Annotated in this window: 28 protein-coding genes, 1 tRNA gene and 1 pseudogene; 16 read left to right on the top strand and 14 right to left on the bottom strand. The window is 57.7% G+C overall.

All coding sequences use genetic code 11. The features are described 5' to 3' along the window. The first annotated feature begins 50 nt into the window (after positions 1–50). Positions 51–569, top strand: a complete 519-nt coding sequence (locus JOE34_RS22335) for a hypothetical protein (protein WP_004418424.1) — start codon at positions 51–53, stop codon at positions 567–569. Here JOE34_RS22335 and JOE34_RS22330 read toward each other — a convergent pair. Continuing rightward, positions 566–1,492, bottom strand: coding sequence for a ZIP family metal transporter (locus JOE34_RS22330; RefSeq protein WP_016567677.1), 927 nt, complete (start codon positions 1,490–1,492; stop codon positions 566–568). The two genes, JOE34_RS22335 and JOE34_RS22330, sit on opposite strands and share 4 nt — an antisense overlap. A gap of 156 nt (positions 1,493–1,648) precedes the next feature. Between JOE34_RS22330 and JOE34_RS22325 the strand changes: the two genes are divergently transcribed. The 8 genes from JOE34_RS22325 (at position 1,649) to JOE34_RS22290 (ending at position 9,941) form a co-directional block, all read left to right on the top strand. Continuing rightward, positions 1,649–1,840, top strand: a complete 192-nt coding sequence (locus JOE34_RS22325) for a PLDc N-terminal domain-containing protein (RefSeq protein ID WP_003315122.1) — start codon at positions 1,649–1,651, stop codon at positions 1,838–1,840. Between the two features lie 200 nt (positions 1,841–2,040). Next, the gene (speE, locus tag JOE34_RS22320; protein WP_003423476.1) at positions 2,041–2,901 is read left to right on the top strand and encodes a polyamine aminopropyltransferase; all 861 of its coding nucleotides are present in this window, start codon (positions 2,041–2,043) and stop codon (positions 2,899–2,901) included. A gap of 263 nt (positions 2,902–3,164) precedes the next feature. Continuing rightward, a complete protein-coding gene (locus tag JOE34_RS22315) occupies positions 3,165–5,252 on the top strand; it encodes an LTA synthase family protein (RefSeq protein ID WP_003415866.1) in 2,088 nt (695 codons plus the stop codon). Between the two features lie 190 nt (positions 5,253–5,442). Beyond that, on the top strand, positions 5,443–5,679 hold the full coding sequence (locus JOE34_RS22310) for a hypothetical protein (protein ID WP_003315118.1): 237 nt from the start codon (positions 5,443–5,445) through the stop codon (positions 5,677–5,679). Positions 5,680–5,926: 247 nt separating this feature from the next. Beyond that, on the top strand, positions 5,927–6,268 hold the full coding sequence (locus JOE34_RS22305; RefSeq protein WP_003315117.1) for a ribonuclease E inhibitor RraB: 342 nt from the start codon (positions 5,927–5,929) through the stop codon (positions 6,266–6,268). A gap of 464 nt (positions 6,269–6,732) precedes the next feature. Next, the gene (locus JOE34_RS22300) at positions 6,733–8,142 is read left to right on the top strand and encodes a circularly permuted type 2 ATP-grasp protein (RefSeq protein ID WP_209996681.1); all 1,410 of its coding nucleotides are present in this window, start codon (positions 6,733–6,735) and stop codon (positions 8,140–8,142) included. A gap of 12 nt (positions 8,143–8,154) precedes the next feature. Beyond that, entirely contained in the window at positions 8,155–9,114 is a 960-nt protein-coding gene (locus JOE34_RS22295) for an alpha-E domain-containing protein (RefSeq protein WP_003315113.1), read from the top strand. Next, entirely contained in the window at positions 9,111–9,941 is an 831-nt protein-coding gene (locus JOE34_RS22290; RefSeq protein ID WP_003315112.1) for a transglutaminase family protein, read from the top strand. Before JOE34_RS22295 ends, JOE34_RS22290 begins: the two co-directional genes overlap by 4 nt. Positions 9,942–9,996: 55 nt before the next feature. Here the strand turns inward: JOE34_RS22290 and JOE34_RS22285 are convergent, their stop codons facing one another. Beyond that, entirely contained in the window at positions 9,997–10,368 is a 372-nt protein-coding gene (locus tag JOE34_RS22285; RefSeq protein ID WP_003415870.1) for a rhodanese-like domain-containing protein, read from the bottom strand. Positions 10,369–10,977: 609 nt separating this feature from the next. Between JOE34_RS22285 and JOE34_RS22280 the strand changes: the two genes are divergently transcribed. Then, complete coding sequence (locus JOE34_RS22280) at positions 10,978–11,706, top strand: amidotransferase (RefSeq protein ID WP_209996679.1); 729 nt, start codon at positions 10,978–10,980, stop codon at positions 11,704–11,706. Between the two features lie 63 nt (positions 11,707–11,769). On the opposite strand, the gene JOE34_RS22275 is transcribed toward JOE34_RS22280, so the two are convergent. The 3 genes from JOE34_RS22275 to JOE34_RS22265 all read right to left on the bottom strand — a co-directional run bounded on the left by JOE34_RS22275 (position 11,770) and on the right by JOE34_RS22265 (position 13,974). After that, positions 11,770–12,741, bottom strand: a complete 972-nt coding sequence (locus JOE34_RS22275; RefSeq protein ID WP_003396697.1) for a magnesium and cobalt transport protein CorA — start codon at positions 12,739–12,741, stop codon at positions 11,770–11,772. A 124-nt stretch (positions 12,742–12,865) separates the two neighbouring features. Beyond that, the gene (locus JOE34_RS22270; protein WP_209996677.1) at positions 12,866–13,555 is read right to left on the bottom strand and encodes a crotonase/enoyl-CoA hydratase family protein; all 690 of its coding nucleotides are present in this window, start codon (positions 13,553–13,555) and stop codon (positions 12,866–12,868) included. A gap of 125 nt (positions 13,556–13,680) precedes the next feature. Further along, complete coding sequence (locus JOE34_RS22265) at positions 13,681–13,974, bottom strand: DUF6388 family protein (RefSeq protein WP_003315106.1); 294 nt, start codon at positions 13,972–13,974, stop codon at positions 13,681–13,683. A gap of 152 nt (positions 13,975–14,126) precedes the next feature. On the opposite strand from JOE34_RS22265, the gene JOE34_RS22260 reads away from it, so the two are divergent. Further along, the gene (locus tag JOE34_RS22260; RefSeq protein WP_003343170.1) at positions 14,127–14,456 is read left to right on the top strand and encodes an EthD family reductase; all 330 of its coding nucleotides are present in this window, start codon (positions 14,127–14,129) and stop codon (positions 14,454–14,456) included. A 1-nt stretch (position 14,457) separates the two neighbouring features. Here the strand turns inward: JOE34_RS22260 and JOE34_RS22255 are convergent, their stop codons facing one another. Further along, a complete protein-coding gene (locus JOE34_RS22255; protein ID WP_010425981.1) occupies positions 14,458–14,877 on the bottom strand; it encodes a DUF4124 domain-containing protein in 420 nt (139 codons plus the stop codon). 157 nt (positions 14,878–15,034) lie between these two features. On the opposite strand from JOE34_RS22255, the gene JOE34_RS22250 reads away from it, so the two are divergent. Beyond that, entirely contained in the window at positions 15,035–15,205 is a 171-nt protein-coding gene (locus JOE34_RS22250; protein ID WP_003315102.1) for a DUF6021 family protein, read from the top strand. 66 nt (positions 15,206–15,271) lie between these two features. Here the strand turns inward: JOE34_RS22250 and JOE34_RS22245 are convergent, their stop codons facing one another. The 3 genes from JOE34_RS22245 to JOE34_RS22235 form a co-directional block, all read right to left on the bottom strand. Next, positions 15,272–15,640, bottom strand: coding sequence for a c-type cytochrome (locus JOE34_RS22245; RefSeq protein ID WP_058446982.1), 369 nt, complete (start codon positions 15,638–15,640; stop codon positions 15,272–15,274). A 66-nt stretch (positions 15,641–15,706) separates the two neighbouring features. Further along, complete coding sequence (locus JOE34_RS22240) at positions 15,707–16,237, bottom strand: hypothetical protein (RefSeq protein ID WP_209996675.1); 531 nt, start codon at positions 16,235–16,237, stop codon at positions 15,707–15,709. Between the two features lie 261 nt (positions 16,238–16,498). Continuing rightward, positions 16,499–17,002, bottom strand: a complete 504-nt coding sequence (locus tag JOE34_RS22235) for a cupin domain-containing protein (protein WP_099314951.1) — start codon at positions 17,000–17,002, stop codon at positions 16,499–16,501. Between the two features lie 214 nt (positions 17,003–17,216). On the opposite strand from JOE34_RS22235, the gene JOE34_RS22230 reads away from it, so the two are divergent. Then, entirely contained in the window at positions 17,217–17,474 is a 258-nt protein-coding gene (locus tag JOE34_RS22230; protein ID WP_003315097.1) for a DUF1652 domain-containing protein, read from the top strand. A 478-nt stretch (positions 17,475–17,952) separates the two neighbouring features. Beyond that, complete coding sequence (locus tag JOE34_RS22220) at positions 17,953–18,894, top strand: hypothetical protein (protein WP_010425986.1); 942 nt, start codon at positions 17,953–17,955, stop codon at positions 18,892–18,894. A gap of 34 nt (positions 18,895–18,928) precedes the next feature. Here the strand turns inward: JOE34_RS22220 and JOE34_RS22215 are convergent, their stop codons facing one another. After that, on the bottom strand, positions 18,929–19,837 hold the full coding sequence (locus tag JOE34_RS22215; RefSeq protein ID WP_010425987.1) for a LysR family transcriptional regulator: 909 nt from the start codon (positions 19,835–19,837) through the stop codon (positions 18,929–18,931). A gap of 146 nt (positions 19,838–19,983) precedes the next feature. Here JOE34_RS22215 and JOE34_RS22210 point away from each other — a divergent pair. Next, positions 19,984–20,207: pseudogene (locus JOE34_RS22210) on the top strand (integrase core domain-containing protein); the annotation flags it as partial. 302 nt (positions 20,208–20,509) lie between these two features. Here JOE34_RS22210 and JOE34_RS22205 read toward each other — a convergent pair. Further along, positions 20,510–20,599, bottom strand: a tRNA-Ser gene (locus JOE34_RS22205). 178 nt (positions 20,600–20,777) lie between these two features. Beyond that, the gene (locus JOE34_RS22200; RefSeq protein ID WP_003315093.1) at positions 20,778–21,527 is read right to left on the bottom strand and encodes a 3-oxoacyl-ACP reductase family protein; all 750 of its coding nucleotides are present in this window, start codon (positions 21,525–21,527) and stop codon (positions 20,778–20,780) included. A 113-nt stretch (positions 21,528–21,640) separates the two neighbouring features. Between JOE34_RS22200 and JOE34_RS22195 the strand changes: the two genes are divergently transcribed. Next, on the top strand, positions 21,641–22,207 hold the full coding sequence (locus JOE34_RS22195) for a cysteine hydrolase family protein (RefSeq protein WP_010425991.1): 567 nt from the start codon (positions 21,641–21,643) through the stop codon (positions 22,205–22,207). A 13-nt stretch (positions 22,208–22,220) separates the two neighbouring features. Here JOE34_RS22195 and JOE34_RS22190 read toward each other — a convergent pair whose 3' ends face one another. Further along, a complete protein-coding gene (locus JOE34_RS22190; RefSeq protein ID WP_024663040.1) occupies positions 22,221–24,965 on the bottom strand; it encodes a DEAD/DEAH box helicase in 2,745 nt (914 codons plus the stop codon). Positions 24,966–25,040: 75 nt separating this feature from the next. After that, entirely contained in the window at positions 25,041–25,565 is a 525-nt protein-coding gene (locus JOE34_RS22185; protein ID WP_003315089.1) for a CsiV family protein, read from the bottom strand. Positions 25,566–25,569: the final 4 nt, after the last annotated feature.

The following is a 25,569-nucleotide window of genomic DNA, read 5'->3' as shown; positions in this document are numbered from 1 at the left end:
TACCGTTATCCTTCGCGCCTCTTTTTTTGCCCGCTATCAGGATCGCTCCCATGAAAGACTCACTGGTCGAATTAATCAGCAAAGTCAGCTCCGGCTGCATGGGCGACGATGAAATCGTGCATATTGCCGATGAAGCCGCGCAGGCGTATGCCGATCCGCAGGCATTTCTGGCCGCCAACCCTGATATCAACTACGACGATACATTCCCGATCCCGTTGGGCGAGTGGGTCGTAGTGGGCAGCCTGCCGGAAACCGTTCTGTTCCAGGCCGACAGCTACATGGACCTGTTCGAGCAGATCGTTCAGTCGTTTGGCAAGGACGTGACCTTCAACATCAAGCCCAAGCAGCTGGCCAAGGTCGAGCCGCTGGTTGCGCTCAATCGCATTCAGATTCAGTTGAGCAGCATGAACAAGGAGATGGGCGGCTATGTGCTGATGAACTTCAGCCAGCCACTGGATGATGAGTTGCAAGCGGTGCTGGTATACGGTTGTGACGAAGCGCGCGTAGTCGAGCTGGCAGCATCGGCCGGCATCCATGCCGCACCTGCACTGCAAGCACTGCGCGGTTAACCCAGCGCCGTATCGAGAAACATCATCACCGCAAACCCGCCCATCAGGCCCAGAGTTGCCGAGGTCTGATGGCCATTGCGGTGGGTTTCCGGGATGACTTCATGGGACACCACGAAGATCATCGCGCCTGCCGCCAGCCCCATGCTCAGCGGGTAGGCGATGGCAAAGCCACTGGAGATACCCAGGCCCACCAGTGAGCCCAGTGGCTCCATGAGGCCGGAACCGATGGCCACCAGCATCGCCTTGAAGGCCGACAGGCCGGTCGCACGCAGGGCCAGCGCAATGGCCAGACCTTCGGGAATGTCCTGAATGGCGATGGCGGTGGTCAATGGCAGGCCGACATTCATGTCGCCGCTGGCGAAACTGACGCCAATCGCCATGCCCTCAGGCAGGTTGTGCAGGGTGATCGCCAGCACGAACAGCCAGACCCGGCTGATCCGTTCCGAATGAGGTCCCTGGCGGCCTACGCTTTCATGCTCGTGCGGGGTGAACTTGTCCAGCCCCAGCATCAGCAGCACACCCAGCCCCAGACCGGCGACAACCGTCGCAGCGGCCCACGGCCCGCTGTCGGTAATGTCCCGGGCGGCTTCCAGGCCTGGAAGAATCAGCGAGAACGAGCTGGCCGCCAGCATCATCCCGGCGGCAAACCCGAGCATGATGTCCTGAGCGCGTTGCGAAACATTGCGCAGTGCAACCGCCATTACTGCGCCTAGCGCCGTCGCCAGAAAACCAGCGATACCGCCCAGCAAGGCGTGATTGAAGTTGACCTGACTGGTGCCATAGAAAGCGTTGTAAAGACTGATGCCACCCAGGCCGACGACGATCAGCAGGGCGAGGGCGAAGCCCAGGCTTACCAGCGGGCTGCCCTGAAGCTGGTTTAACCAGGCCGCCCAGGGCGTTCGGGATGATGCGGGCGTAGGCATTGATAGGGCTACCTTTGTAAAGGGGGAGAAAGCAATGGTGACTGAAATACAAAGTCGACCCCGTCTGGGAGCCCGAGAATATAAGGTTGGTTCAACGGAACCCCCGAACGGCGCGACTATCCTAGGAGGGTAAGCATTCAATTTAGGGGCAACACCATGGGTTCTAGCTTCAACGGCCTGGTCGGCTTGATCATTCTGGCGCTCGATATCTGGGCCATCATCAACGTCTTGAAAAGCGGTGCCGAGACCGGCAAGAAAATCCTCTGGGTATTGCTGATCGTACTGCTTCCTGTGGTGGGCCTGATCATCTGGGCAATCCTCGGGCCGCGTGGCAACGTACGTATGTGATACGTCCATACGCTGGGCAAACAACGCTTGATTACCCTGGGTAATCAGGCGTTTTTCGTTTCATGCGCCGGGCATTCGCGGCGGCAGTGACACGCTAAGCTGCATAGAGGTTCGACCTGTCATGTTCCTCGACGTAGAATGCGCGCCTTTGTTGTGGGCGGTCGGCCGTCCTGTCATCAGTACCCAGCGGGAGCTTACCCATGAGCGATTATCAGGAAACGTTATACGAAGGCTACGGCCAACGCTTTCGTATTGAAAAAATGCTTCACGAAGTACGTACCGATCACCAGCATCTGGTGATCTTCCAGAACCCGCGCATGGGCCGTGTCATGGCGCTGGACGGCGTCATTCAGACCACCGAAGCGGACGAATTCATCTACCACGAAATGCTCACCCATGTGCCGATTCTGGCGCACGGTGCAGCCAAGCGTGTGCTGATCATCGGCGGTGGCGACGGCGGCATGCTGCGTGAAGTCGCCAAGCACATGAGCGTCGAACATATCACCATGGTCGAGATCGATGCGACCGTGGTTGAGATGTGCAAGGAATATCTGCCCAATCATTCCAGCGGTGCCTTCGACGATTCACGTTTGAACCTGGTCATCGACGATGGCATGCGCTTCGTCGCGACCACCGAAGAGAAGTTCGACGTGATCATCTCCGACTCCACCGATCCGATCGGCCCGGGTGAAGTCCTGTTCTCGGAAAACTTTTATCAGGCCTGCCATCGCTGCCTCAATGAAGGCGGCATTCTGGTCACCCAGAATGGCACGCCTTTCATGCAGTTGAGTGGCGTGCAGACCACAGCCGGGCGCATGAACGGTCTGTTTGCCGACTGGCATTTCTATCACGCTGCGATCCCTACTTACATCGGCGGAGCAATGACCTTCGCCTGGGGCTCAACCAACAAGAGCTATCGCAAACTGCCGCTGGAAACCCTGCGTCAGCGTTTCTCGGGCAGCGGTATTGTTACGCGTTATTACAATCCGGAAGTCCACATCGGTGCGTTCGCCTTGCCGCAGTACGTTCTGCAGGCCGTAGGCAAGGCCAGCAACGACTGATGAGTCGGTCCGGCTCCTCGAGCCGGATTTTCTCGAGCGTGGCCTGTGAGGCTTTATAAGCGCTTAATTCGCGACAGAAATTTCACACGATCTGTCACAAAATTGCGCGCGAAGCTGAACAGGCACGCGTCTTCATGGGCTGACCTGGCCCCTGGCGACCCGCAATCAAGTAATATCTGCGCCCTGTCGCGCGCCGTCTCCTTCAAGAGGAGGGCGGCGCTGCACTCTGAACCTACCCCTGAATCCACCGGATCCTGACAACCATGGCCAAAACGGACGCCCAGATTCATCGGCAAGCCCGCCTGCAAAACCCCACTGTCAAATCGCATCTGGCGTACATCCTGCTCAGCGGCTTCGCCCTGATGGTGATGTACACGCTGTTGCGTATCGGTCTGCTGGTCTACAACCGCGAGATGATTGGCGACACACCTGCCTCGACGTTCCTTGAAGCACTGTTCAACGGCACGCGCTTCGACCTGCGCCTGACCGTGTACCTGCTCATTCCGCTGGTGCTGTCGCTGTTCAGCGCACGCGCCATGGCGGCACGCGGGTTCTTCCGTTTCTGGCTGACGCTGGTTGGCAGCATCACGCTGTTCTTCGGCTTGATGGAAATGGACTTCTACCGTGAGTTTCACCAGCGCCTGAACGGTCTGGTGTTTCAATACGTCAAGGAAGACCCGAAGACTGTTCTGAGCATGCTCTGGTACGGTTTCCCGGTGGTCCGTTACCTGCTGGCATGGGCCGTGGTGACCTGGCTGCTGAGTCTGGTGTTCAAGGGCATTGACCGTGCAACCCGTCCACGTGTTGCTGCAAAAACCAGCCCGGAGGCCACTCGTTCCATTGCGCCTTGGTATGTGCGCGCCGGTGTGTTCGTGCTGGTGTTGCTGGTCATGGTGGTCTGCATCCGTGGCACTCTGCGTCAAGGTCCGCCGCTGCGCTGGGGCGACGCTTACACCACTGACTCCAACTTCGCCAACCAGTTGGGCCTCAACGGCACACTGACGTTGATCACTGCGGCCAAGAGCCGTATGTCCGAAGATCGCGACAATATCTGGAAAGCCACGCTGCCACAGAACGAGGCCCAGCAGACCGTGCGCGACATGCTGCTGACCCCGAATGACAAGCTGGTCGAGCCGGATATTGCCGCTGTGCGTCGCGACTTCACGCCGCCGGCAGAGAATACCTTGCCGATCCGCAATGTGGTCGTGATCCTGATGGAAAGCTTCGCCGGTCACTCGGTGGGCGCCCTGGGCAACGATGCCAACATCACGCCGTACTTCGACAAGTTGTCCAAGGAAGGCCTGTTGTTCGATCACTTCTTCTCCAACGGTACCCACACCCACCAGGGCATGTTCGCCACCATGGCGTGTTTCCCGAACCTGCCGGGCTTCGAGTACCTGATGCAGACGCCGGAAGGCAGCCACAAGCTGTCGGGGCTTCCGCAATTGCTGAGCACGGGTCGCAATTACGACGACGTCTACGTCTATAACGGCAACTTTGCCTGGGACAACCAGTCGGGTTTCTTCAGCAACCAGGGCATGACCAACTTCGTCGGCCGTGAAGACTTCGTCAACCCGGTGTTCTCCGATCCGACCTGGGGTGTTTCCGACCAGGACATGTTCGACCGTGGCGCGCAGGAGCTCAAGGCCCGTCAGGACGGCAAGCCGTTCTATGCCTTGCTGCAGACCCTGTCCAACCACACGCCGTATGCGCTGCCGGATCCTCTGCCGGTCGAGCGCGTCACCGGGCACGGCTCGCTGGACGAGCATTTGACCGCCATGCGTTATGCCGACTGGGCGCTGGGCCAGTTCTTCGAGAAGGCCAAAAAAGAGCCTTACTACAAGAACACGCTGTTCGTGGTGCTGGGCGACCATGGTTTCGGTAACGACAAGCAACTGACCGAAATGGACCTGGGCCGTTTCAACGTGCCTCTGCTGTTGATCGGCCCTGGTGTGCAGGAGAAGTTCGGCCAGCGCAGCAGCATCGTGGGGACGCAGGTCGACGTCGTGCCGACCATCATGGGACGTCTGGGTGGTCTGAACCGCAACCAGTGCTGGGGCCGCGATCTGCTGAACCTGCCTGAGGGTGACAAGGGCTTCGGTGTGATCAAGCCGTCGGGCAGTGAGCAGGTGGTCGCTATCATCAGCGGCAACCGTATCCTGATCGAGCCGACCGAGATGCCTGCCAAGTTGTTGACCTACACCCTTGGCGCCAAGCCGCATGCCGAAGAAGTGCCTGATGCGCCCGACACGCAGGAGCTCAAGCGCAAGCTGGAAAGCTTCCTGCAGACGGCCACCAAGAGCCTTCTGGATAACACGGCAGGTGTAGAAGCCAGCAAGAACCGCAACTGATGACAACCGACTCGTCCGGGCGACCGGCGAGTCGGATCAGTCAAGCGACAAGGGCCCTCGGCATTGACTGCGAGGGTCTTTTTTTTGCCTGAAATGCCTGGCCCTGCGGCGTAATCGGTTGAACGAATACACGGGCCAAAAGGTCCAGATCACATAAGCCAGAGTGCCTGGCTTCGTATGGGAGGCATTGATGAAACAGTGGGCCATTTCGTATCTGGACAAGGATGGTGTGCAGCAGCACCGCGAGGCTGGTTTTGATGAGCGTCCGAGTGAGGAGGAGGCCGCGCGTTTCCTGCGCAAGGATCTCTACCCAGTTACCGACGAGCTGAATCTGAATGATCTTGATGGGCGTACTGAAGATCCTACCGTGAAGACGCTCAAGGACCATAACAGTGTGCAGATCATTTCCATTACAGAAGTCGCCTGATCTGCGCTGATCAAAAACCTTTTAGTGGCAACCACTTGGCATCCGGCCCACGATGGGGCTACTCTGCAGATGAGGCTGTTCAGGCAGCCTCTGACATCTCGATACCCGACCGGTGCCAAGCTTGGTCCGGTCAGCTACATGCTTGATTCCCCGCGTCGGATTATCTGTCGCGAGGCGCCCTCCGAAGACTCGGCGGTCGCTCAGGAAGAGTTGAAACCCTATCTATCGTTGCATAGGAGGACGTTTCATGAGCACAGCCTATCAAGAGGACATCAGCAGTAACGTACTGCGCCGCATGAAAGAAGGCGGTTTTGACTTCGCGCGAATCTATCCCATCGAGTTCTACGCCATCTTCCCGGACGAGGAGCGGGCACGGCAGGCCGCAGAGCAATTTCGCGGCGAATCCCTCAACACCCAGGTAAACGTACGTGATGACGGTCATTGGCACCTTCAATTGAGCAAAGTCATGTACGCCACCTATGACGGCATTGGTGACTTCGAGCAGGACTTCCAGACGGTCATTTCACCTATGGACGGCGAAGTCGAGGGATGGGGCGTTACTCAGGAGATCAGAAGACTGCACGCTTGATGGCTGCGGATTGTCAGGCGCTACACCACCACCGGCTGATTCGGGATACGTTCCGCATCGGCCGGTTCTGTTTCTGGGCCTGGTTCATAAGCAGTGGTCAAAAAAAAGCCACTCAAACGAGTGGCGCAAAGGGAAGTCTGTTTAAAATCCGCAGGCATTTTTGGCTTGCTGGACAAAATATCGTTTAGGGCAAAATCGGCGTTTGGCGCCCTGTTTGCTCGGTTGCTGTGGAGTGTGGCGAACTAATGTCGTTGGCGGAAATCAACTCTGACTATGCTGATCATAGATTTCACGGTTGAATGACGCTTCCGAATGAGGCGCAAAAGAATTGGCTTGGGCGTTTAGTGCACAGGAATGGTGCGTAGAGCGTCGAGTGTTTACCTAACCTTTTGAAATCAAAGCGTTTATGCCGGTGGCACGGGCTTTGCGATGGTCTTGGTGTCCATGGTGACAAGGAGTACGGCATGATCCGCACCTTTTATGACGAGATGTACGATGCGGCCGGCGTAGTCCGTCCGCACTATCGGGAGTTCGCCCGCTGGCTGGGCGATACGCCTCCCGAGCTTTTGGCTCAACGCAGGCGCGAAGCTGATCTGCTGTTTCACCGTGCCGGGATCACTTTCACCCTCTATGGTGATGAGCAGGGCACCGAGCGGCTTATCCCTTTCGATACCATCCCGCGCAGCATCCCGGCCAGCGAATGGCGGGTTGTCGAGCGTGGCTGCATTCAGCGCGTCAAGGCGCTGAACATGTTTCTGGCCGATCTGTATCACGACCAGCGGATTATCAAGGCCGGGATAATTCCCGCCGAACAGGTGCTGGCCAACGAGCAGTACCAGTTGGCAATGCAGGGTCTTAATCTGCACCGCGATTTGTACTCGCATATTTCCGGCGTTGATCTGGTGCGCGACGGTGACGGCACCTATTACGTGCTGGAAGACAATCTGCGCACCCCGAGCGGCGTGAGCTATATGCTCGAAGACCGCAAGATGATGATGCGCCTGTTCCCGGAGCTGTTTTCTGCGCAGCGCATTGCGCCAATCGATCACTACCCGAATCTGTTGCTCGATACGCTCAAGAGTTCCAGCCATCTGGACAACCCGAGTGTCGTGGTGCTGACGCCAGGCCGCTTCAACAGCGCCTTTTTCGAGCATGCGTTTCTGGCTCGCGAGATGGGCGTCGAGCTGGTGGAAGGTGCTGATCTGTTTGTTCGCGATGACCGCGTGTTCATGCGCACCACCGACGGCCCGAAAGCCGTTGACGTGATCTATCGTCGCCTCGATGACGCATTTCTCGATCCTCTGGCCTTCAACCCTGATTCGATGCTGGGCGTCCCTGGGCTACTGTCTGCCTATCGATCCGGCAACGTGGTCCTGGCCAATGCCATCGGTACCGGCGTCGCGGATGACAAGTCGGTTTATCCCTACGTCACCGACATGATTCGCTTCTATCTGGACGAAGAACCGATTCTCAAGAACGTGCCGACCTGGCAGTGCCGCAAGCCTGAAGAGCTGTCACATGTGCTGGCCAACCTGGGCGACCTGGTCGTCAAGGAAACCCAGGGCTCCGGTGGCTACGGCATGCTGGTCGGTCCCGCAGCGACCGCCGCCGAGATCGAAGCCTTCCGGGCACGCCTCAAGGCCAAGCCGCATGCGTACATCGCCCAACCCACCTTGTGCCTGTCGACCTGTCCGACCTTTGTCGAGAACGGCATTGCCCCGCGACATATCGATTTGCGCCCGTTTGTTCTGTCCGGTCGTGAAACCTGCGTTGTGCCTGGCGGGCTTACCCGAGTGGCCTTGCGTGAAGGCTCGCTGGTGGTCAATTCGTCACAGGGTGGCGGAACCAAAGACACCTGGGTGGTCGAGGATTAAGGATGCCTGCCAATGTTAAGTAGAACTGCCTCTGATCTTTTCTGGATGTCGCGTTACCTGGAGCGAGCGGAGAACCTCGCCCGAATGCTGGACGTGAGCTATTCGCTGTCGCTGATGCCGCAGGACGGGCGGGGCGACGGGCTGGATGAAATAGCCATGCCGTTGCTGATCACCGGAACGCTGGAAACCTATATCGAGCGTCATGGCGAGCTGCACGCCGAACGCATGCTGCATTTCTTTGCCCTGGACGCCACCAATCCGGCGAGCATCTACAGCTGCCTGGGCGCAGCGAGGGCCAGTGCGCACGCGGTGCGCGGGCGTATCACCGCAGACATGTGGGAGAACATCAACTCCACCTGGCTGGAGATTCGCGGCATCGCCCAGCAGGGCCTGACCCGCTACGGCATGAGCCGTTTCTGCGAGTGGGTCAAGGAGCGTTCGCACCTGTTCCGTGGCGCGACCTACGGCACCATCATGCGTAACGATGCATTCCGCTTCATCCGTCTGGGCACATTCATCGAGCGCGCCGACAACACCATGCGCATGCTCGATGCCCGTTATGAAATGCTTGAATTGCGTGGGCCACAGGCCAACGCTGCGGCAGACAACTCGGCGGCCGGGTATTACCAGTGGAGCGCCTTGCTGCGCGCGCTGTCCTCGTTCGAGGCTTACACTGAGGTCTATCGGGATGCGCCAGGCGCGCGTCAGGTTGCCGAACTGTTGCTGCTGCGTGCCGACATTCCGCGCTCGCTACGCGCTTGTCTGGAGGAGATGGACGTCATTCTGGCCAGCCTGCCCGGCGTCAACGGTCGACCCGCACAGCGCATGGCGGCCGAGATGGACGCCAGATTACGCTACACCAGCATCGACGAGATTCTGTCTGAAGGCCTGCACGAGTGGTTGAACGAATTCATTCCGATGCTGGCTCAACTGGGTGATGCCATTCACACTTCGTATCTGGAGGCTGCATGAGACTTTCGATAAGCCATGAGACCACCTATCACTACGATGACCAGGTGCGCTCGAGTATCCAGTATCTGCGCCTGACACCTCACGACAGTGAGCGTCAGCAAGTGCTCAGCTGGCAGCTGACGTTGCCACGTCCGGTGCGTGCGCAGATAGACCCCTTTGGCAATATCCTGCATGTTCTGAGCCTGGAAGAGCCGCACGAATCGATCATCATCGGCGCACGCGGGCAGGTGGAGATCGACGAGACCCGCGAGGCCGAGCACGAAAGCCAGTCGGCGTTGCCGTTTTTGCGCGTGACCCGACTGACCGAGCCTGACGAGGCGATTCGCAGTTTTGCGGCGATGGAGTGCCGCAAACGAGCTGACCGCACCGGGTTGATCGACCTGATGCAGGCGCTCAACCAGCACATGACCTACACCCAGGGTGCGACCGAGGTGGACACCAGTGCCGCGCAGGCTTTCGCCGGACGCTCGGGCGTGTGTCAGGACCATACCCACGCGTTTCTGGCCTGTGCCCGCAGCCTCGGGGTGCCGGCTCGTTATGTCTCCGGTTATCTGTGCAGCGAAGACAGCGAACACTTGTCCAGCCACGCCTGGGCCGAGGCCTGGATAGACGACGCCTGGTACAGTTTCGATGTCACTAATCAGTTGGCCATTCCCGAGCGTCATTTGAAACTGGCGGTAGGGCTGGATTATCTGGACGCCTGTCCGGTGCGCGGCATGCGGCGCGGTGGCGGATCCGAGCATATGCACGCCAAGGTCGTGGTGTCGCCCATGACCGGCACGCCGAAAGTGAAAACCCGTGTGCAGGTCCAGGCGCAGCATCAGTAACGCGTAACTGGGCTGTGCATCATGCAATGGCCGGGCTCAAGTTCCCGGCCGTTGCTTATTCGGCGGGGTCGTCGGTGATGTCGTAGAGCGCGTTGTGCAGCTCTTCATAGTTGCCGCCATTGATGACGCTGAAGTAGCCCGCAGCCCTGAGCTGGTCCTGAGCCTTGTCGGCCTTGCTGTCCGTGCTGCTGAAAATCACGAACACCGCATTGCGGTCGTTGAGCACCTGTTTCATCTGATTGACCAGCCGTCGGTCATCGACGCGCACGGCGTTCAGTACCGTGCCTGCGTCATAGTCGGTCTGACTGCGTACATCCATCGCCAGCTTGCCTTCCTTCAGCGCTGCCACGGCCGCAGCCTGATCGACCATCCCCGCGTGTGCTGCGAAACTACTGACAAGTGCACAAACAGCAATCCATTGGCGCATAAACTCCACCTCCCTCAGTGCGAATGGAAAGAGTGGCACAGTTGAACGTCGATCGAAAGCGCGTGGATCAGCCAAACAATCGATTCAGGTTAGGCACGATCAATAACAGCGCAGTAGTGAAGAGGATCAATCCCGCCTGACGTACTTTAGAGTGTTTGAACTTGAACATGGCTGACCGCCTTTTGTTGTTATTCCTGAGCGACAGAAGCAGGCCCGATCTGCAAGACAGATAATCGACTGCTGGCAAGGTTGTGCATTGAACAGGTGGGTCCGGTCATTCGACCGCTGGCCCGAGCGCTGAAAGGATTTTGCGCGCCTCCTGTTACAGATATAACCATAGAGCCGAGGTGCCGTTCAGCTTAGAACTGTTGGGAATCTAACTGTGTTTATCTAGAAGCGAACGTTATTACCGGATGCGGCGCTGAATGCACAGCCCTTTTCTAGACGCTTCGGCATTGGCCGTCAGCTTTGCACCGTTCGTCCGGGACAGAATTTTCCTACATGGAATAAACGTCTGAAACGGGCCGGGGTGCTGCTTGATTTGCCGAGGTCTTCAAGGCAGGCTCTGCCGGTGCGCTATTGCCTCATTACTGCTTCAGGGTCCCTTTTATGTCTTTACGCATCTGTATTCTGGAAACCGACAATCTGCGACCTGAACTGGTCGAGCAATACCATGGGTATGGGCGGATGTTTGAAACACTCTTCGCCCGCCAGCCCATCGCCGCAGAGCTTACGGTTTACAACGTGGTGCAAGGGGACTATCCACCTGCAGACGAGCAGTTCGATGCTTACCTGGTGACCGGCAGCAAGGCCGACTCATTTGGCACCGACCCGTGGATTCAGACCTTGAAGGTCTACCTGCTGGAGCTGTATCAGCGCGGAGAAAAACTGCTGGGTATCTGCTTCGGTCACCAGTTACTGGCCTTGCTGCTGGGCGGCAGGACCGAGCGTGCCGTGCAGGGGTGGGGTGTCGGCATTCACCATTATCAACTGGCCCCCGCCAGGCCGTGGATGACGCCGGCGATGGAAAAGCTCACGCTGCTGATCAGCCATCAGGATCAGGTCACGGCGCTGCCCGATAACGCGACGGTGCTGGCGTCCAGCGAGTTCTGCCCGTTTGCGGCCTACCATATCAATGATCAGGTGCTGTGTTTCCAGGGGCATCCCGAGTTCATCCATGACTTTTCCCGCACCTTGCTTGACCTTCGTCAGGAAGCGCTGGGCGAGCAGATTTACCAGCAGGGTGTCGCCAGCCTGGACCACGATCATCATGGCGCGACCGTGGCGGAATGGATGATGCGCTTTGTGGCGCACAAGCCGGAAAAACAGTCCGTCTGACCCGACGCACGACTCATCGTCATGCGCTCGCCGGACTGTTTGAATGGGAATGCGGTGGCGGGGTTATAGCCAACCGGAGCGCTTGAAACTGGCGAACAGCGCCGTACACCCGCCCAGAATGACGCCCAGCACGATGAAGTAGCCGTATTCCCACTTGAGTTCAGGCATGTTCTCGAAATTCATGCCGTAGATGCCGGCAATGGCCGTCGGGAATGCCAGAATCGCGGCCCATCCGGCAAACTTGCGTTGCACGATGCTTTGCCTCGACGACTCCAGCAGCAGGCCGATTTCGATTGTCTGGCTGGCGATGTCACACAGGTTGCCCAGGTCTTCCATCTGCCGCTTGACGTGAATTTCGACATCGCGAAAGTAAGGACGCATGTTCTTGTCAATGAACGGAAAACTCAGTTTCTGCAATTCCTCACCCACTTCCACCATCGGTGCTACGTAGCGGCGCATGCGTAACAGATCGCGGCGCAGAGCATGAATGTGCTGGATGTCGGACTCGCGCAACGAACCACCAATGACGCTCTGCTCCAGTTGCTCGAGCTCGGCGTGGATGGCTTCGGTCACCGGCTGGTAGTTCTCGGTCACGAAGTCCAAGAGCGCGTAGAGCACGAAATCTTCGCCATGCTCCAGCAGCAGTGGTCTGGCTTCGCAGCGCTGACGCACCAGCCCGTAGGACTTGGAGTGACCGTTGCGCGAGGTGATGATGTAACCCTTGCCGGCGAAAATATGGGTTTCGATGAACAGCAGCTTGCCGTTGTCGCGAACGGGGGCGTAAGTCACGATGAACAGTGCATCGCCAAAGGTTTCCAGCTTCGGACGGCTATGCACCTCAAGCGCGTCTTCAAGGGCCAGCTCATGCAGGTTGAACTGCTCCTTGAGGCTGGTCAGCTCCGCGTTGGTGGGCTGCTCCAGTCCTATCCAGACGAAATGATCGGGCTTGGCTGCCCAGGCAGCGCCCTCATCGAGGGTAATATCACGGACTTTTTTGCCCTTTGTGTACACCGCTGCTGCAACAACTCGGCCCATGGCGCTATCGCTTCTTCAATTTGTCAGTGGCGCAAAAAACATGCGCGGTCGCTGATCAGATTGATCAAACGCGTATGAGTTCGCCGATAAACGAAAGCCCGTTGACATGGGCTTCGGTTGAGGATCAGAGCATGTGCTGCCGATCCTGCTCGATCGCTACCTCCAGCGTGTCGAGCAAGGCCTTTCTGACCTTGAGTTTGGTCTTCTTGTGCGCGTTCATATTGATCTTCTTTAGCTGCCCGGCGACGGCCAGTGCGGTGCTCTGCAGCTCCTCGACGCTGACCACCCGGTCGAGGAAACCAGCGGCCATCGCTGCTTCAGGGTCGAACATCTCGGCGTTGATCACCGAGCGATTGAACGCCGATTTGCGCAGGCGATCGCGCGCCAGTTCTATGCCGGCGTGGTGCATGGTCATGCCGATCTGCACCTCGTTCAAGCCGATACTGAATGGCCCGGCGACACCGATTCGATAATCGGCAGACAGCAGCAGAAAGGCACCCTTGGCAACCGCGTGGCCGGGGCAGGCGACGATGATCGGGAAGGGGTGCGACAGCATGCGCCGCGCCAGCGTCGAGCCCTGTGCGACCAGCTCGATCGCGGCCTCGGCGCTGGAGGTCATGACCTTGAGGTCGTAACCGCCCGACAGAATGCCCGGCTGGCCGGTGAGAATAACGATGGCCCGATCCTTTTCGGCCTGGTCCAGTGCGGCGTTGAAAGCAACGATCACGTCCGGGGAAATGGCATTGACCTTGCCGTTGTTCAGGGTCAGCGTGGCGACGCCGTCGTCCAGATGGTACGAGACCAGATCACTCATGACGTGATTCCTTTATTGAAGTGAGCAGACGTTACTCATCCATAAGGAACAGGTAAAGCGCTGACTGCCGGGTCACTGAATGGCGTGCCGATCAGTGGCTGATTTAACGCCGACTGCGCGCCGCGTCATGGCTGGATATCGTTGAATCCGCAATATTCTTCCCACTCCATCCCCAGCGCTTCGGCGACCTGGCGGTGTGCTTCAAGGCGCATGCTCTGCAACTGTTCGGGCGACTCGGCAATCAGCTCCAAGGCCAGCTCCCAGGTCTCGATACCCTGGCTCTCGGCCTCGTCTTCGAACGCCCATTGCACTTGCTGCTGTTGCTCCTTGGGGCTCAAGGCGCTGATTTCATCCTTCAGGGTCGGATGGGTCGCGAGGTATTTCGCCAGCGCGGCCTCGTTCCACTCAAGTGTATTCATGTGGTTTTGCCTCAAACGTTTCGATAGCCAGGCTGTCTCTTTGAATAGTCTGGCAAGACCGCGTGATTGTGAGGGAGGTGGCTTTTGATGTCAGCACTTGCAAACGGTTGTCCGCACGAATTTATCGATCATTTGAAGAGGAACCTGTCGTTATGATCAAAGTGAGCGTGCTGTATGCGTATGAAGAGGGTGCCCGTTTCGACCACGATTACTATCGTGACAGACACATGCCGCTGGTGCAGGAGCTGATGGGCAAGTACTGCAAGGGTTACAGCGTGGACCGCGGCATAGGCGGAGCAACCCCAGGTTCCGACCCCGTGTATATCGGCATGTGCCACATTTACTGTGATTCCATTGAAGACTTTGAAGCCGGCATGGGGCCGCATTCAAAGCAGATCAATGCCGATATCATCAACTACACCGACCTGATCCCTGAAATTCAGATCAGTGAAGTGCGTGCCGATGTGAAAACCGCTCAGTAGATTATCGAGCGGTATCCCGAAAGGCCGCCTGTTTTTTCGAGGACATTCCACCCGATGGATCGAAACATTGGCTGTCGTAACGCGGGCTTTGGCACTGCGAAGGAATGTTCGGGGGAGGCGGGCGGTTTCTCTGGAAGGCCTTGTAGCGCTCGGTCTCGATCACTTGCACTCGAGTGCGACCGCCGACCTTCAGGTATTCGATAGCCTTGAGATTGGTCTTGTGAACGTAGTCCAGCGGCTCGTCTGCGTTCCGCATATAGGCCGGGCCTTCGCGTTGCAGTGCGCTTTGCGCGCTTTCATCACACGGAATCGATGCATAACTCACCTTGCCCTGGGGTGACGTGCATTTGAAGATCTCGCCGTATGCTGCACCGCTGCCCAGCAAAGCGAACACCGACAGCGTTATTGAAAGCCTTTTCATGAGGTTATCCCTACTGGACGCGAGCATGGCGCAAGGCTACCACTTGCTCTTTGTCGCTGCCATATCCCTCTGCCAGGCCCGTTCGTCAGACACATCGCACGGCTGTGGCCGCAGGCTCTCTGAATATCAGGTCCTGAATTTAAAAACGGAGGCGCATATGACCGGCACCCAGCCAGGCAGCAACAGCGGAAACAAGAACGATCCGGGTTTCGACGAGAAGTCGCCGAATACCCAAGACCCGCAGATCGACCCCACCGAGCCAGCGAAGACGCCTGCTACCGATAAAGGCAGTAAGGATGATTACCCGCCTTACACGCCGGACAAGTAACTGACAAATTGCCCTCGGTGAGTACCGGGGGCGATTTATATCCGGACCTCGCTTTACCCCCTCGTACTACTTGTTAGCATCCAAGTATTCCAGCAGATCTTCCATTCGCTCATCGTTACCCATCCACCACAGCTTCATGCGAGTGCCGGGGACAACTTCGCTCGGGTCCTTGATGTAAGTGCGTAACTCTTCGCGCGTCCATACCAGCCCCGAGTTCTTCATCGCGTCGGTGTACACGTAGCCTTCCTGTTGCCCCGCCTGACGACCAATGATGCCGTTGAGGGGCGGGCCAAATGCGCTGCGTGCAGAAGGGCCGATCTTGTGGCAGCCCGAGCAGAGGCGGGTGAACACGGCTTTCCCGGCCTCGGCATCGCCTGCGCCCTGAGCAAGCGCAGGCAGGGTCAGTGCCATCAGGAGTAATGCGGTTTTTTTCATCGGTCATCCACTGCGCGTTCGGCCTTGCGCTTAAAAGCGGCAAATTTTAGCGCAATTATCGCGGGATCACTTGCTGGCCGGTATCTGGCTCGACAGTTCGTCGAAGTCACGCTTGTAACTCGCCATCTCGGCTGCGCTGACAAAGCTCTGTTCAAGGACCACCTTCTTCGCTCCGGACTCAATGGTGTCCAGTTGATGAAGGAAGCGCTTCTTCTTTCTGGCCTCCATTCGTGCGCCAGCCTCTTCGATAGCCGTGCGTAGCTCAGTTGCTCGCTGGTTTACAAAATCCTGGCCTCGACGGTCAACCGTAAGGCCGTCATTTTCGACATAACCTTCCAGTCCGGTTTTTTTCAAGACCAGCCACAACGCCTGATCCGGGGTAAAGGTGCCCTTGAATTTCTTGACCTTTCTGCTGCTGTCCGCGCCCAGGTTGACCTTCACCGGGCAGCCGGACCGATGCGCCAGTTGCTGCAAGGCCTCGTCCAGACGTTGCGAAGGCATGTCGTACGCCACTGGCGTCATCTGACACGCAGCGAAAGCAGGGCCAGCCGCCAGACATGCCACAGCGAGGAGCAGTTTTTTCAGGGTGTTTTTCATGATTGACGGGTTTCATCCGGGAGGTAGGGCTTGGAAATCGTATTCTGCATGATGTTCCCTGTCTGCCCGACGCTTGCTTGAGCAGTCGTGTCCCTGATGTCTCTTGACTCATGCCAAACGCTGCATGCTCAAATCGCAGACAAAGAAAAGCCCGCGATGGGGGGTAGCGGGCTTAAGGTCTTGCTGGGAATTGAGTTAACAATAAACCCGCGAACGTGAAAAAAGCGTGAACTGCCGGATACAATTTATAAACAATTCAAATCACGGTTCGCCGTCCCAGTAATCGAGGTTTTCCGTGGTCCGCTGGTTGGCGGTGAACACTCGGGTGCCTTGGACAGAAACCATGGCCTGGTACTTGCCCGAGTCCGGGTATTCACACACTTCGGGTGTTTCCCGGGTGCTGATCGACAGGTATTTCAGCGTCGCCTGCGAGGTATTGATTAGCTGATGCGGGTAATCGGCACCCGCGGGGATAAACAAGACGTCCCCCGTCTTGATCGGCAGCATCTCGCCCGCGACACGCAAACTGCCTTCGCCCTCGATGATCACGAACATCTCTTCCTGCACATGATGAAAATGATAAGGGCAGGAGCGCTTGCCCGGCGCCACGACATCAATCGATGCCCCCAGCTTTTGCGCGGCCGTGCCAGTGCCCAAGCGGGCGGCCGAGCTTTCATAGAGCGGTTCACGAACTTCATGTTCGAGGGGAGCCTCGTTGAAATTGCGAATCAGACGAGACGCCAGTTCACGTGCGCGTTCATTCATATCGGTCGAGGCTCGGGGAGTTCAGAAGAGGGTACTTTAGACCAGAGAGCGTGAGGTGTTGCAGGCAGTTGCCTTGATCAGGCAAAACAGTCCCAGGCAGCCGCCACAAAAAGCCCCACGCGCCGCGTGCATCCGGCGCGCAGCTCGGAAACCTATTCGCCTGAAACTCGTCTACACTTCACATCACGATTTGGCCCCTTCCAGAGGACGCACCATGTTTTCAAAACCCGATATTCAGCGAGTTCTTGAAACAGCTTTTCTGCCTTCAAAGTGCGAGTGCGTCGTCGCGCCAAATGAAACCTTCTCGGTGAAGCTTCTCCACCCCGAGTCAGGTGATATCCAGCTCTACGTAACGGGGCTGTCCTTGTCCGAGGTAGACAGCAGCCGGTCCATCGCGCGGCTGGTTCTCTCTTTGAGAGAACAACGAGACCTGATGGGGCAGATGAACTTGTCCATGAGGCGAATGGCGTAAGGACTGGGCTCGGATTTTGATTGTGGTTATTTGATCGTATTCATAAAAACACTATCGCTTCAGGCTAACAGTGCAATTCCCCCGTGCTGCGTCGCGCTGCCAGCTTTCATTCCTTATGCGTATCTGTTTTCCAAACGCGCACCACTTGGATGAAAGTTCTGGTGCATGGCGGTTTCGGCACTTGGCTGGCGGCTCGCCGGTTGAATCAAGGCAGGTTTCACTGGCTAGGCATTCGGCATGGCTCAGAAATGAGCGAGTTGCCGACGCAGCGCGCGAGTGAGATTAAGCCGCTACTTCCGCATCACAATGCCCCCAACCTTTCAAAGTCAAAATCGGGAGGGGATCAACACCCCTTTGCGCACAAGTGATGTGCCGGTGCGGTTCTTCATAGCGCCGTACCAGACTCGTATATTGAATCCACCGTGGCGTGCTGGCTCCCGCAGCGTCCTGATCATGAGACCCGGAACGAGGATTCATTATGAACAGTGCAATTCAACCGCATTCAAACCTGGAAGTATCTCCACATGAGATCGATGCCGAATACTTCGAGTACAGCAAAGCGGCAAACCCGATCAGCGCAAACTTGATTACCCGCATCCCGTACCAGAGCTTTCCTGCTTCGCTCTATGATTCGGGCCCATCTCGAACAGTTGCTCTCGATTTGAGCGAAACACTAGCGTGTGAAGGCCCAGCCACCGGCCCAGGTCTTTGTGCTAGTTTCATTCGACTGAACGCCGGCGATGACGTCACATTAGCGCCCAACGCGACCTCACAGGTTCTGTATGTCATCGATGGTAGCGGCAGCTTTGTGTACGGTGAAGAGGCGTTTGAATGGACGAAGGGTTGTTTTATCGCCCTGCCAGGGATGAACAGCACAATCCTCAGGGCGTCGGCGGACGCACGATTCTACTGGGTACATGATGAGCCTCTTCTTCGCTACTTAGGCGTGAGCAGAAGTGAAGACCGCTTCACCCCGACGCTGTACCCTGCGGATGTCGCATCGGCAAAGCTTCGTGAAGCCGCTGATGATCCACGTGCACAGGATCGCAGCCGCATCAGCATTTTGCTTGGTAACAGCAACTTCCCTCAGACACGCACAGTGACCCATGTGCTGTGGGCTATGTATGGCATCCTCCCAGCCGGCTCGATCCAAAAACCTCACCGGCATCAATCCATCGCCCTGGACTTCATCATTGACTGCCCAGCCGGGTGCTATTCGCTTGTCGGTACCGAACTGGACGAAAATGGCCAGATTCGCAATCCAAAACGCGTAGATTGGACACCAGGGCTGGCGTTCGTCACACCACCTGGCTATTGGCATGCTCACTTCAACGAGTCGGATCGCGAAGCATTTCTGATCCCGATTCAGGATGCAGGTCTACAGACATATCTGCGATCACTGGATATTCGGTTCAGCTAAATAGACTCCCGGCATGACTAGCTCATACCGGGAATCATTGCTGCCACACGGGCGGGTCAACCACGCGTTCAGCAATGAAATCAATGAAGCATCGCACCTTCGAAGAAACGATTCGCTTCGGCGGATATACAAACCAGACGGCGCCAGATTCCTGTGAGGTCTTGATCTCCCAATCAGGCAGCCAACGCACCAGTCGACCATCGCGCAAACTGGCACTGGCAAGCCAGTCTGGGAGCAATGCCATTCCCAACCCGCTGCTCACCGCGATTAGTTGAGCGTCAAGGTCATTTATCCAAAGTACAGCACCAACGGGCAACGAAACCTGCTCGTTGTCGTTTGCCCATATCAACGCCTCGGGGCACTGGCGCCCGATGATCATCATGTCGACGGGCAGTTGATCAGGGCAATCCGGTTGAGAATAGCGAGCGGCAAACTCTGGACTCACACACAGGAAAGTCTTTACCTCAGCCAGCTTTCTCGCCTTGAGATTGGAGTTGGCCAGCCTGCCAATTCGAATCGCAAGATCGATTCCAGTGGCGATCAGATCGACTTGTGACTCCTCAAGACAGAGATCTAGTGTGATGTCTGGGTAACGCTTAATAAACTCGCCTACTAAAGGGAGTATATGATGACGCGCAAAAGCAGGCGGAAGACTAACCTTCAATCTCCCTCGGGGATTTTGATTGAGGGCTGACGTTGCCGCCTTGGCTTCTGACAATTCAAAGAGGACTTTTTGGGCATGGTATAAGAACGTTTGCCCACCCTCCGTCAATGCGAGTTTTCGTGTTGATCGATTGAAAAGTGCAATGCCGAGATCTTGCTCTAGATCTTTGATGTAACGCGAAACCGTAGACGCTTTGATCCCCAAACGCTCTGCTGCTTTGGAAAAGCTGTTGCCATTGGCAGACTCTACGAAAGCGGTCAGTGCTGCTAGATAGTCCAAGTGCGCCTCTCTCGTTTTTTGGTATCGCCAGCCCTGCTGTTCGGGACACTTGAACCTTAAGCTCGATTGGAAAACTCGGTGGCTTCCGAGACCACAGCCTTGGCCATCTCGGCAGGGTATTCCATCCCAAGCGTTCAGTGAAGTGTTTACAGCCGGTGACCAAGCCTGTGCGCAGCCCGCAGAGCAACGCCATGGCAGAGAGCTTCGTGAGGACGATCAAGCGACGTGGCGCACATGCAAAGCCGGATCGGCTAACGGCGTTGCGCAACCTGGCAATTGCCTTCGAGCATTACAACGAGCAGCATCCGCACAGCACCTTGAATATCGTTCACCGAGGGGGTTCAGGCGCTTAGCGGCAGCATTAATTTAACGGGGCGTTGGTGTCCGGTTTTGTAGGGGTAAGTCCATGCAAGCTCTCATATTTTTTTTAGGCATGCTGGCCGGCATGTACTTTTTACCTATCCTGGAAAGTCGACGCGCGTCTTAATGAGTTGATGGCTATGGACAACTCCCCTTGAAGGGGCCGCCCAGATGAGCCGCGATCAATTCAATCAATACGACGCCGAGCGCTTGCCTCTGAACAACCCATCCCACGGCCATATTTTCAGGCCCAAGAAACCACAAAACCCCTGAATTCCTTTCAGAATTCAGGGGTTTTGCGTTGTATCAATATGGCGGTGAAGGAGGGATTCGAACCCTCGATACAATTTCTTGTATACACACTTTCCAGGCGTGCTCCTTAAGCCACTCGGACACCTCACCGTATCTCGACGACAACGTTGTGTCTGCCGAGGCGCGCTAATGTAGTCGAAAGCTTTTCCTAACGCAAAACTTTTTTTCAGATTTTTCATGCGCTTAAGCAAATAAACGCTGATTCGTCAGTAAAAGGCCCTGGTGGGGGATGCGGCCCTTGGGCAAAGGGCCGCTTGTGGTGCAGGCCTTAGGCGCTGAAGCCGCCGTCGATGGTCAGGCTGGCACCTGTGATGTAGCCCGCTTCAGGGCCAGCGAGGTAGGCGACGAAGCTGGCGATTTCTTCGCTGGTGCCGTAGCGGGGCAGGGCCATCAGCGCTTTCAGGGTTTCGGCGAATTCGCCCTGTGCAGGGTTCATGTCGGTGTCCACCGGGCCGGGCTGGACGTTGTTGACGGTGATGCCTTGCGGGCCGAGGTCGCGGGCCATGCCTTTGGTCAGGCCGATCAGCGCCGATTTGCTCATGGCGTAGGTGGCGCCGCCCGCAAAGGGCATGCGGTCAGCGTTGGTGCTGCCGATGTTGATGATGCGGCCGCCTTCTTCCATGTGTCGCGCGGCTTCCTGGCTGGCGATGAATACGCTGCGCACGTTGATGGCCAGGGTCTTGTCGAAGTCCTGCATGCTGAACTCATTGAGCGGCGCAATGGCCAGAATACCGGCGTTGTTGACCAGGATATCCAGCCTGCCTAGGGTCTCGGCAGTGGTCTGTACGGCCTGGCGGATGGCTTTTTCGTCGGCGCTGTCTGCGCGAATGGCCAGGGCCCGGCCGCCATTGGCGACGATGCTGTCCTGAATCTCCAGAGCGCTGACTTCGGAGCTGACGTAGGTAAACGCCACGGCAGCGCCTTCTTTGGCCAGGCGCTGGACGATGGCCGCGCCGATACCACGTGAGCCGCCCTGCACGAGCGCTACTTTGCCGGCGAGTTTAAGGTGTTCGATCATGATGTTCTCCTTAGGGGCAGGTCTCGGACAAGCCTGAGCCTGTCGACGATTGCGACCAGAATAGACCTTGATTGCGATAGTCTTGCTGAACCAAAAGTTCGGACTGATTGATCATGGATATTCAAGACAACAGCGCGCTGATCCTGATCGACCTGCAGCAGGGCATCCATCATCCCAAGCTCGGGCGACGCAATAACCCGCTGGCCGAGATCCATGTCAGCGCTCTGCTCGGTGCCTGGCGGCAATCCGGGCGGCCGGTGATTCACGTCCGGCATTTCTCGACGTCACCCGAATCAGTGTTCTGGCCGCAACAATCAGGGGTCGAGTACCAGCCAGCGTTCTTGCCGCAATCCGATGAACGTGAGCTGAGCAAGCAGGTACCCGACGCGTTTTGCGGGTCTTTCCTGGAAATGTGGTTACGCTTCGACGGGATCAGGCAACTGGTGATTGCCGGGGTGGTCACCAACAACTCGGTCGAGTCCACCGCGCGCAGTGGCGGCAATCTGGGGTTTGACGTGCTGGTCGCGCACGATGCCTGCTTTACCTTCGATCAACAGGACTTCTTCGGCACGCCACGCAGTGCCGAAGAAGTGCACGCGATGTCACTGGCCAACCTGCACGGCGAGTACGCTACGGTGCTGTCGACGGCGCAGATTTTCCAGCAGGTTGCTGTCGAATAAGCGCCTGACGGGCTTACTTGCGGGTTTTCTTCGGCGCAGCGGGTAGTGGGGCGAAAAGCGCTTGCAGGTCTTCGTCGCGCAATTTCCAGTCGCCGCTGGTGCGCCCGTCGAGCACGCCCGAGGCCAGCGCTGATTTTTCCCGTTGCAGGCGCTGGATTTTCTCTTCCACGGTGCCGCGCGCGATCATCTTGTAGACGAATACCGGCTTGTCCTGGCCGATACGGTACGCACGGTCGGTCGCCTGGTTTTCCGCTGCCGGGTTCCACCACGGGTCGTAGTGGATCACCGTATCGGCGGCGGTGAGGTTGAGGCCGGTGCCGCCTGCTTTGAGGCTGATCAGGAAAATCGGCAGCTTGCCGCTCTGAAAATCATGAATCGGCGTGCGGCGATCGCGGGTCGAGCCGGTCAGCAGGGCATAGGCGATACCGCGTTGCTTGAGCTCTTCCTCGATCAGGCTGAGCATCGAAGTGAACTGCGAGAACAACAGAATCTTGCGACCTTCGGCCAGCAGTTCTTCGAACATCTCCATCAGGCTGTTGAGCTTGCCCGAGGTGCCTTGTTTGCTGTTGACCGGCATGTCCTGATTGACCAGGCGCAGGTCGCAGCAGACCTGACGCAGCTTGAGCAGCGCCTCGAGAATGATGATCTGGCTGCGTGCCACGCCTTTACGGGTGATTTCGTCCCTGACCTTTTTGTCCATCGCAAGACGTACGGTTTCGTACACATCGCGCTGCGCGTCGTTGAGGTCGACCCAGTGGATGATCTCGGTCTTGGGTGGCAGTTCGGTCGCGACCTGCTCCTTGGTGCGACGCAGCAGAAACGGCTTGATACGCGCATTGAGGTGATGCAGGCGGTCCTGGTTGCCATGCTTTTCGATGGCGGTGCGGTAGTTGCTGTTGAATTCCTTGCTGTTGCCCAGCCAGCCGGGCATCAGGAAGTGAAACAGCGACCACAGCTCGCCCAGATGGTTTTCCAGTGGCGTGCCGCTCAGGCATAGGCGCTGGCGGGCGTTGAGGTTGCGTGCGGCCTGAGCGGCCTTGCTGTTGGGATTCTTGATGTACTGCGCTTCATCGAGAATCAACACGTGGAAGGGCTGTTTTTCGAGCAGCTCCAGGTCCCGTGGCAGCAAAGCGTAGGTGGTCAGGATCAGGTCGTAATCCTGAAGGTTGCCGGCATCCTGATGCCGGTTGGCGCCATACAGTGCCAGCACCTTGAGGTCCGGGGTGAAGTGCTCGGACTCGTCCAGCCAGTTGGGGATCAGGCTGGTCGGCATTACCGCCAGTGCCGGGCGATCGAGGCGGCCGGCTTGTTTTTCCATCAGCAGGTGGGCCAGGGTCTGCAGGGTCTTGCCCAAGCCCATGTCGTCGGCCAGTACGCCGCCGACTTCCAGCTCGCGCAGCGACTGCATCCAGCTCAAGCCTTCCAACTGATACGGGCGCAGCGTGGCGTTCAGGCCATCGGGCAGGCTGACCGGCGCGTCCTTGATGTTGATCAGGCGCTCGGCAAAGTGACGCAGGCGGTCGCCGCCCTGCCAGGTCAGCGGCAGGTCTTCGAGCTGGGTGAGGCGCGCGGCATCGGCTTTGCTCATGCGCAGCGCGTTGTTGCCTTCCTGACGCCAGTAGAAGTCACCCAGTGTCGCCAGTACCGGCTTGAGCCGGCCGTAGGGCAGGGCGATCTGTATCGGGCTGCCGCCGCTTTGCGTGAAGTGATTGAGCTGCACCAGCAGTTGTTCTTCGTCGCCGCGCTTGGCCACGGCCGACGGGCTCATCAGTTCGGGATGGCTGCGGATCAGGTTGATCAGGATCGGCAACAGGCTCAGGCGCTCGCCGTTGACGATGATGCCCAGCTCCAGGTCGAACCAGTCGCGTTCGTTCTCTTCGTCGATGACCGCGTACCAGTCTTCCACCGGCGTGACGTCGAAGCCGAACTCTTCCTGAATGTCGATTTCCCAGCCTTGTTCGCGCAGGCGCGGCAGGTCATCGAGGACAAAATGCAGCCAGGCCTTGTCGTTGGGCAGTTCGTACATGTCGCCGGCGCTGTCGGGCAGTGCCTTGCTTTGCCGGGTGGCGACCTTGAAACCCAGATCGGCCAGTTCCTGACGCAACTGCCGCTCCCGTTCGCCCTGACGACGGATGCGCAGGGTTTCGGTGTCGGTGTGTTCGATGATGTCGCTTTTCTGGTTCACCAGATCGCTGCCCAGCGAACTGACCAGAATGCTGACGTTGGTGGTGCCAACCGCGTAATGCTTGCCGTAGGCAAAGGCCAGCGCGGCACGGTGCTGAATGTGCCGCTGCATGCGCCCGTTGCGCGGCTCGTAGGCACTGAACTCGATGCTGGCCAGAATCAGCCTGGGCCGTGGCTGCAGATCATCGATCAGGCGCTCCGGCAGCCTGGGCTTCTGCTCGACGGGCTTTTCCGGCTCTTGCTGGTGCGAGGCCAGTGCGGCCTGCAGCAGCGGACGGTTGTGCGGGTCTTGCAGAAACAGCAGGGCGGCCACGCAATGTTTGCAATCGTTGCGAACCGGGCAGGTGCATTTGCAGGTCAGGTAGTTCTTGTAGCGATCGGGGTCCTTGAACAGCAGCGTCTGGGTGTAGATTTCCAGGCCCGAGCCCCGACAGGCGGTGCGGATGATCTGCGGGCTGGAGTCTTCCAGCACGATGCGTTTTTGCCGGGCGTAGTCGCGCCCTCGCTCAAGCGTTCGCTCGTGGAATAGGTCTGTCCAGGCCGCAGCCAGGACTTTTTCGAGAATGGACGACAAGTTTTAAAAAGCCCTACGCCGCAGCGATGCTCAAAAAGAAAGGGGACGCCTGGGCGTCCCTTGCGTACGTAAAGATCAAAGAGGAGAAACCTTGATCAGCAACGCGAGGTTGCCGTTGTCCAGATAGGTCAGCTCACCGTTCTTTACCCTGGCAGTCTGCTTCAATCGTTCACTGCTGATGACCACGCCATGCGGGTCCAGCTGGTTGACCCAGAATTGTGCACCAATATCGGTGAAGCGTGCCATCGCCAGACTCACGGTGCCCTCGATCGGGTAATGACCAAGCCGCTCGTCACCACTGGTGATGGCGACTTTGCCCGGTTCGGTGCCGATGCTCTGCTGCCAGGCGCGCTGCATCAGTACTTCATAGTGGCCGCTGCCTTGCAGTTTGCTCGCCAGATCATTGAGCGCGGGGCTTCGTTCATCGTTCGCGTCGATCTTCTGTGCGCCTTTGTCCCAGTTTTCCGGTACAAGCTGGCGGGTCGAGGCCGGCTCGCCGTTCTGGCGAAACAGCAGAATCTCGACCTGATACAGGCCATCGGCGAACGCTGCCGGCGCGATCAGCGTCAGCAGCAGGATCAATGAACGGAACAGAAGCATGCGT

Source organism: Pseudomonas sp. PvP028 (assembly GCF_017832255.1).
In the GTDB taxonomy this organism is placed as follows: domain Bacteria; phylum Pseudomonadota; class Gammaproteobacteria; order Pseudomonadales; family Pseudomonadaceae; genus Aquipseudomonas; species Aquipseudomonas syringae.
Note: the sequence above shows the minus strand (reverse complement) of the source record. Positions and strands in the feature narration are given on the sequence as shown.

Bases quoted from the DNA above. Each gene is read 5' to 3' on its own strand.
- JOE34_RS22335 (WP_004418424.1), top strand. From the start codon at position 51: ATGAAAGACTCACTGGTCGAATTAATCAGCAAAGTCAGCTCCGGCTGC.
- JOE34_RS22315 (WP_003415866.1), top strand. From the start codon at position 3,165: ATGGCCAAAACGGACGCCCAGATTCATCGGCAAGCCCGCCTGCAAAAC.
- JOE34_RS22200 (WP_003315093.1), bottom strand. From the start codon at position 21,527: ATGATCGAACACCTTAAACTCGCCGGCAAAGTAGCGCTCGTGCAGGGC.
- JOE34_RS22250 (WP_003315102.1), top strand. From the start codon at position 15,035: ATGACCGGCACCCAGCCAGGCAGCAACAGCGGAAACAAGAACGATCCG.
- JOE34_RS22245 (WP_058446982.1), bottom strand. From the start codon at position 15,640: ATGAAAAAAACCGCATTACTCCTGATGGCACTGACCCTGCCTGCGCTT.
- JOE34_RS22260 (WP_003343170.1), top strand. From the start codon at position 14,127: ATGATCAAAGTGAGCGTGCTGTATGCGTATGAAGAGGGTGCCCGTTTC.
- JOE34_RS22220 (WP_010425986.1), top strand. From the start codon at position 17,953: ATGAACAGTGCAATTCAACCGCATTCAAACCTGGAAGTATCTCCACAT.
- speE (WP_003423476.1), top strand. From the start codon at position 2,041: ATGAGCGATTATCAGGAAACGTTATACGAAGGCTACGGCCAACGCTTT.
- JOE34_RS22235 (WP_099314951.1), bottom strand. From the start codon at position 17,002: ATGAATGAACGCGCACGTGAACTGGCGTCTCGTCTGATTCGCAATTTC.
- JOE34_RS22230 (WP_003315097.1), top strand. From the start codon at position 17,217: ATGTTTTCAAAACCCGATATTCAGCGAGTTCTTGAAACAGCTTTTCTG.
- JOE34_RS22280 (WP_209996679.1), top strand. From the start codon at position 10,978: ATGTCTTTACGCATCTGTATTCTGGAAACCGACAATCTGCGACCTGAA.
- JOE34_RS22310 (WP_003315118.1), top strand. From the start codon at position 5,443: ATGAAACAGTGGGCCATTTCGTATCTGGACAAGGATGGTGTGCAGCAG.
- JOE34_RS22255 (WP_010425981.1), bottom strand. From the start codon at position 14,877: ATGAAAAGGCTTTCAATAACGCTGTCGGTGTTCGCTTTGCTGGGCAGC.
- JOE34_RS22275 (WP_003396697.1), bottom strand. From the start codon at position 12,741: ATGGGCCGAGTTGTTGCAGCAGCGGTGTACACAAAGGGCAAAAAAGTC.
- JOE34_RS22265 (WP_003315106.1), bottom strand. From the start codon at position 13,974: ATGAATACACTTGAGTGGAACGAGGCCGCGCTGGCGAAATACCTCGCG.
- JOE34_RS22325 (WP_003315122.1), top strand. From the start codon at position 1,649: ATGGGTTCTAGCTTCAACGGCCTGGTCGGCTTGATCATTCTGGCGCTC.
- JOE34_RS22300 (WP_209996681.1), top strand. From the start codon at position 6,733: ATGATCCGCACCTTTTATGACGAGATGTACGATGCGGCCGGCGTAGTC.
- JOE34_RS22240 (WP_209996675.1), bottom strand. From the start codon at position 16,237: ATGAAAAACACCCTGAAAAAACTGCTCCTCGCTGTGGCATGTCTGGCG.
- JOE34_RS22330 (WP_016567677.1), bottom strand. From the start codon at position 1,492: ATGCCTACGCCCGCATCATCCCGAACGCCCTGGGCGGCCTGGTTAAAC.
- JOE34_RS22290 (WP_003315112.1), top strand. From the start codon at position 9,111: ATGAGACTTTCGATAAGCCATGAGACCACCTATCACTACGATGACCAG.
- JOE34_RS22270 (WP_209996677.1), bottom strand. From the start codon at position 13,555: ATGAGTGATCTGGTCTCGTACCATCTGGACGACGGCGTCGCCACGCTG.
- JOE34_RS22295 (WP_003315113.1), top strand. From the start codon at position 8,155: ATGTTAAGTAGAACTGCCTCTGATCTTTTCTGGATGTCGCGTTACCTG.
- JOE34_RS22285 (WP_003415870.1), bottom strand. From the start codon at position 10,368: ATGCGCCAATGGATTGCTGTTTGTGCACTTGTCAGTAGTTTCGCAGCA.
- JOE34_RS22305 (WP_003315117.1), top strand. From the start codon at position 5,927: ATGAGCACAGCCTATCAAGAGGACATCAGCAGTAACGTACTGCGCCGC.
- JOE34_RS22185 (WP_003315089.1), bottom strand. From the start codon at position 25,565: ATGCTTCTGTTCCGTTCATTGATCCTGCTGCTGACGCTGATCGCGCCG.
- JOE34_RS22195 (WP_010425991.1), top strand. From the start codon at position 21,641: ATGGATATTCAAGACAACAGCGCGCTGATCCTGATCGACCTGCAGCAG.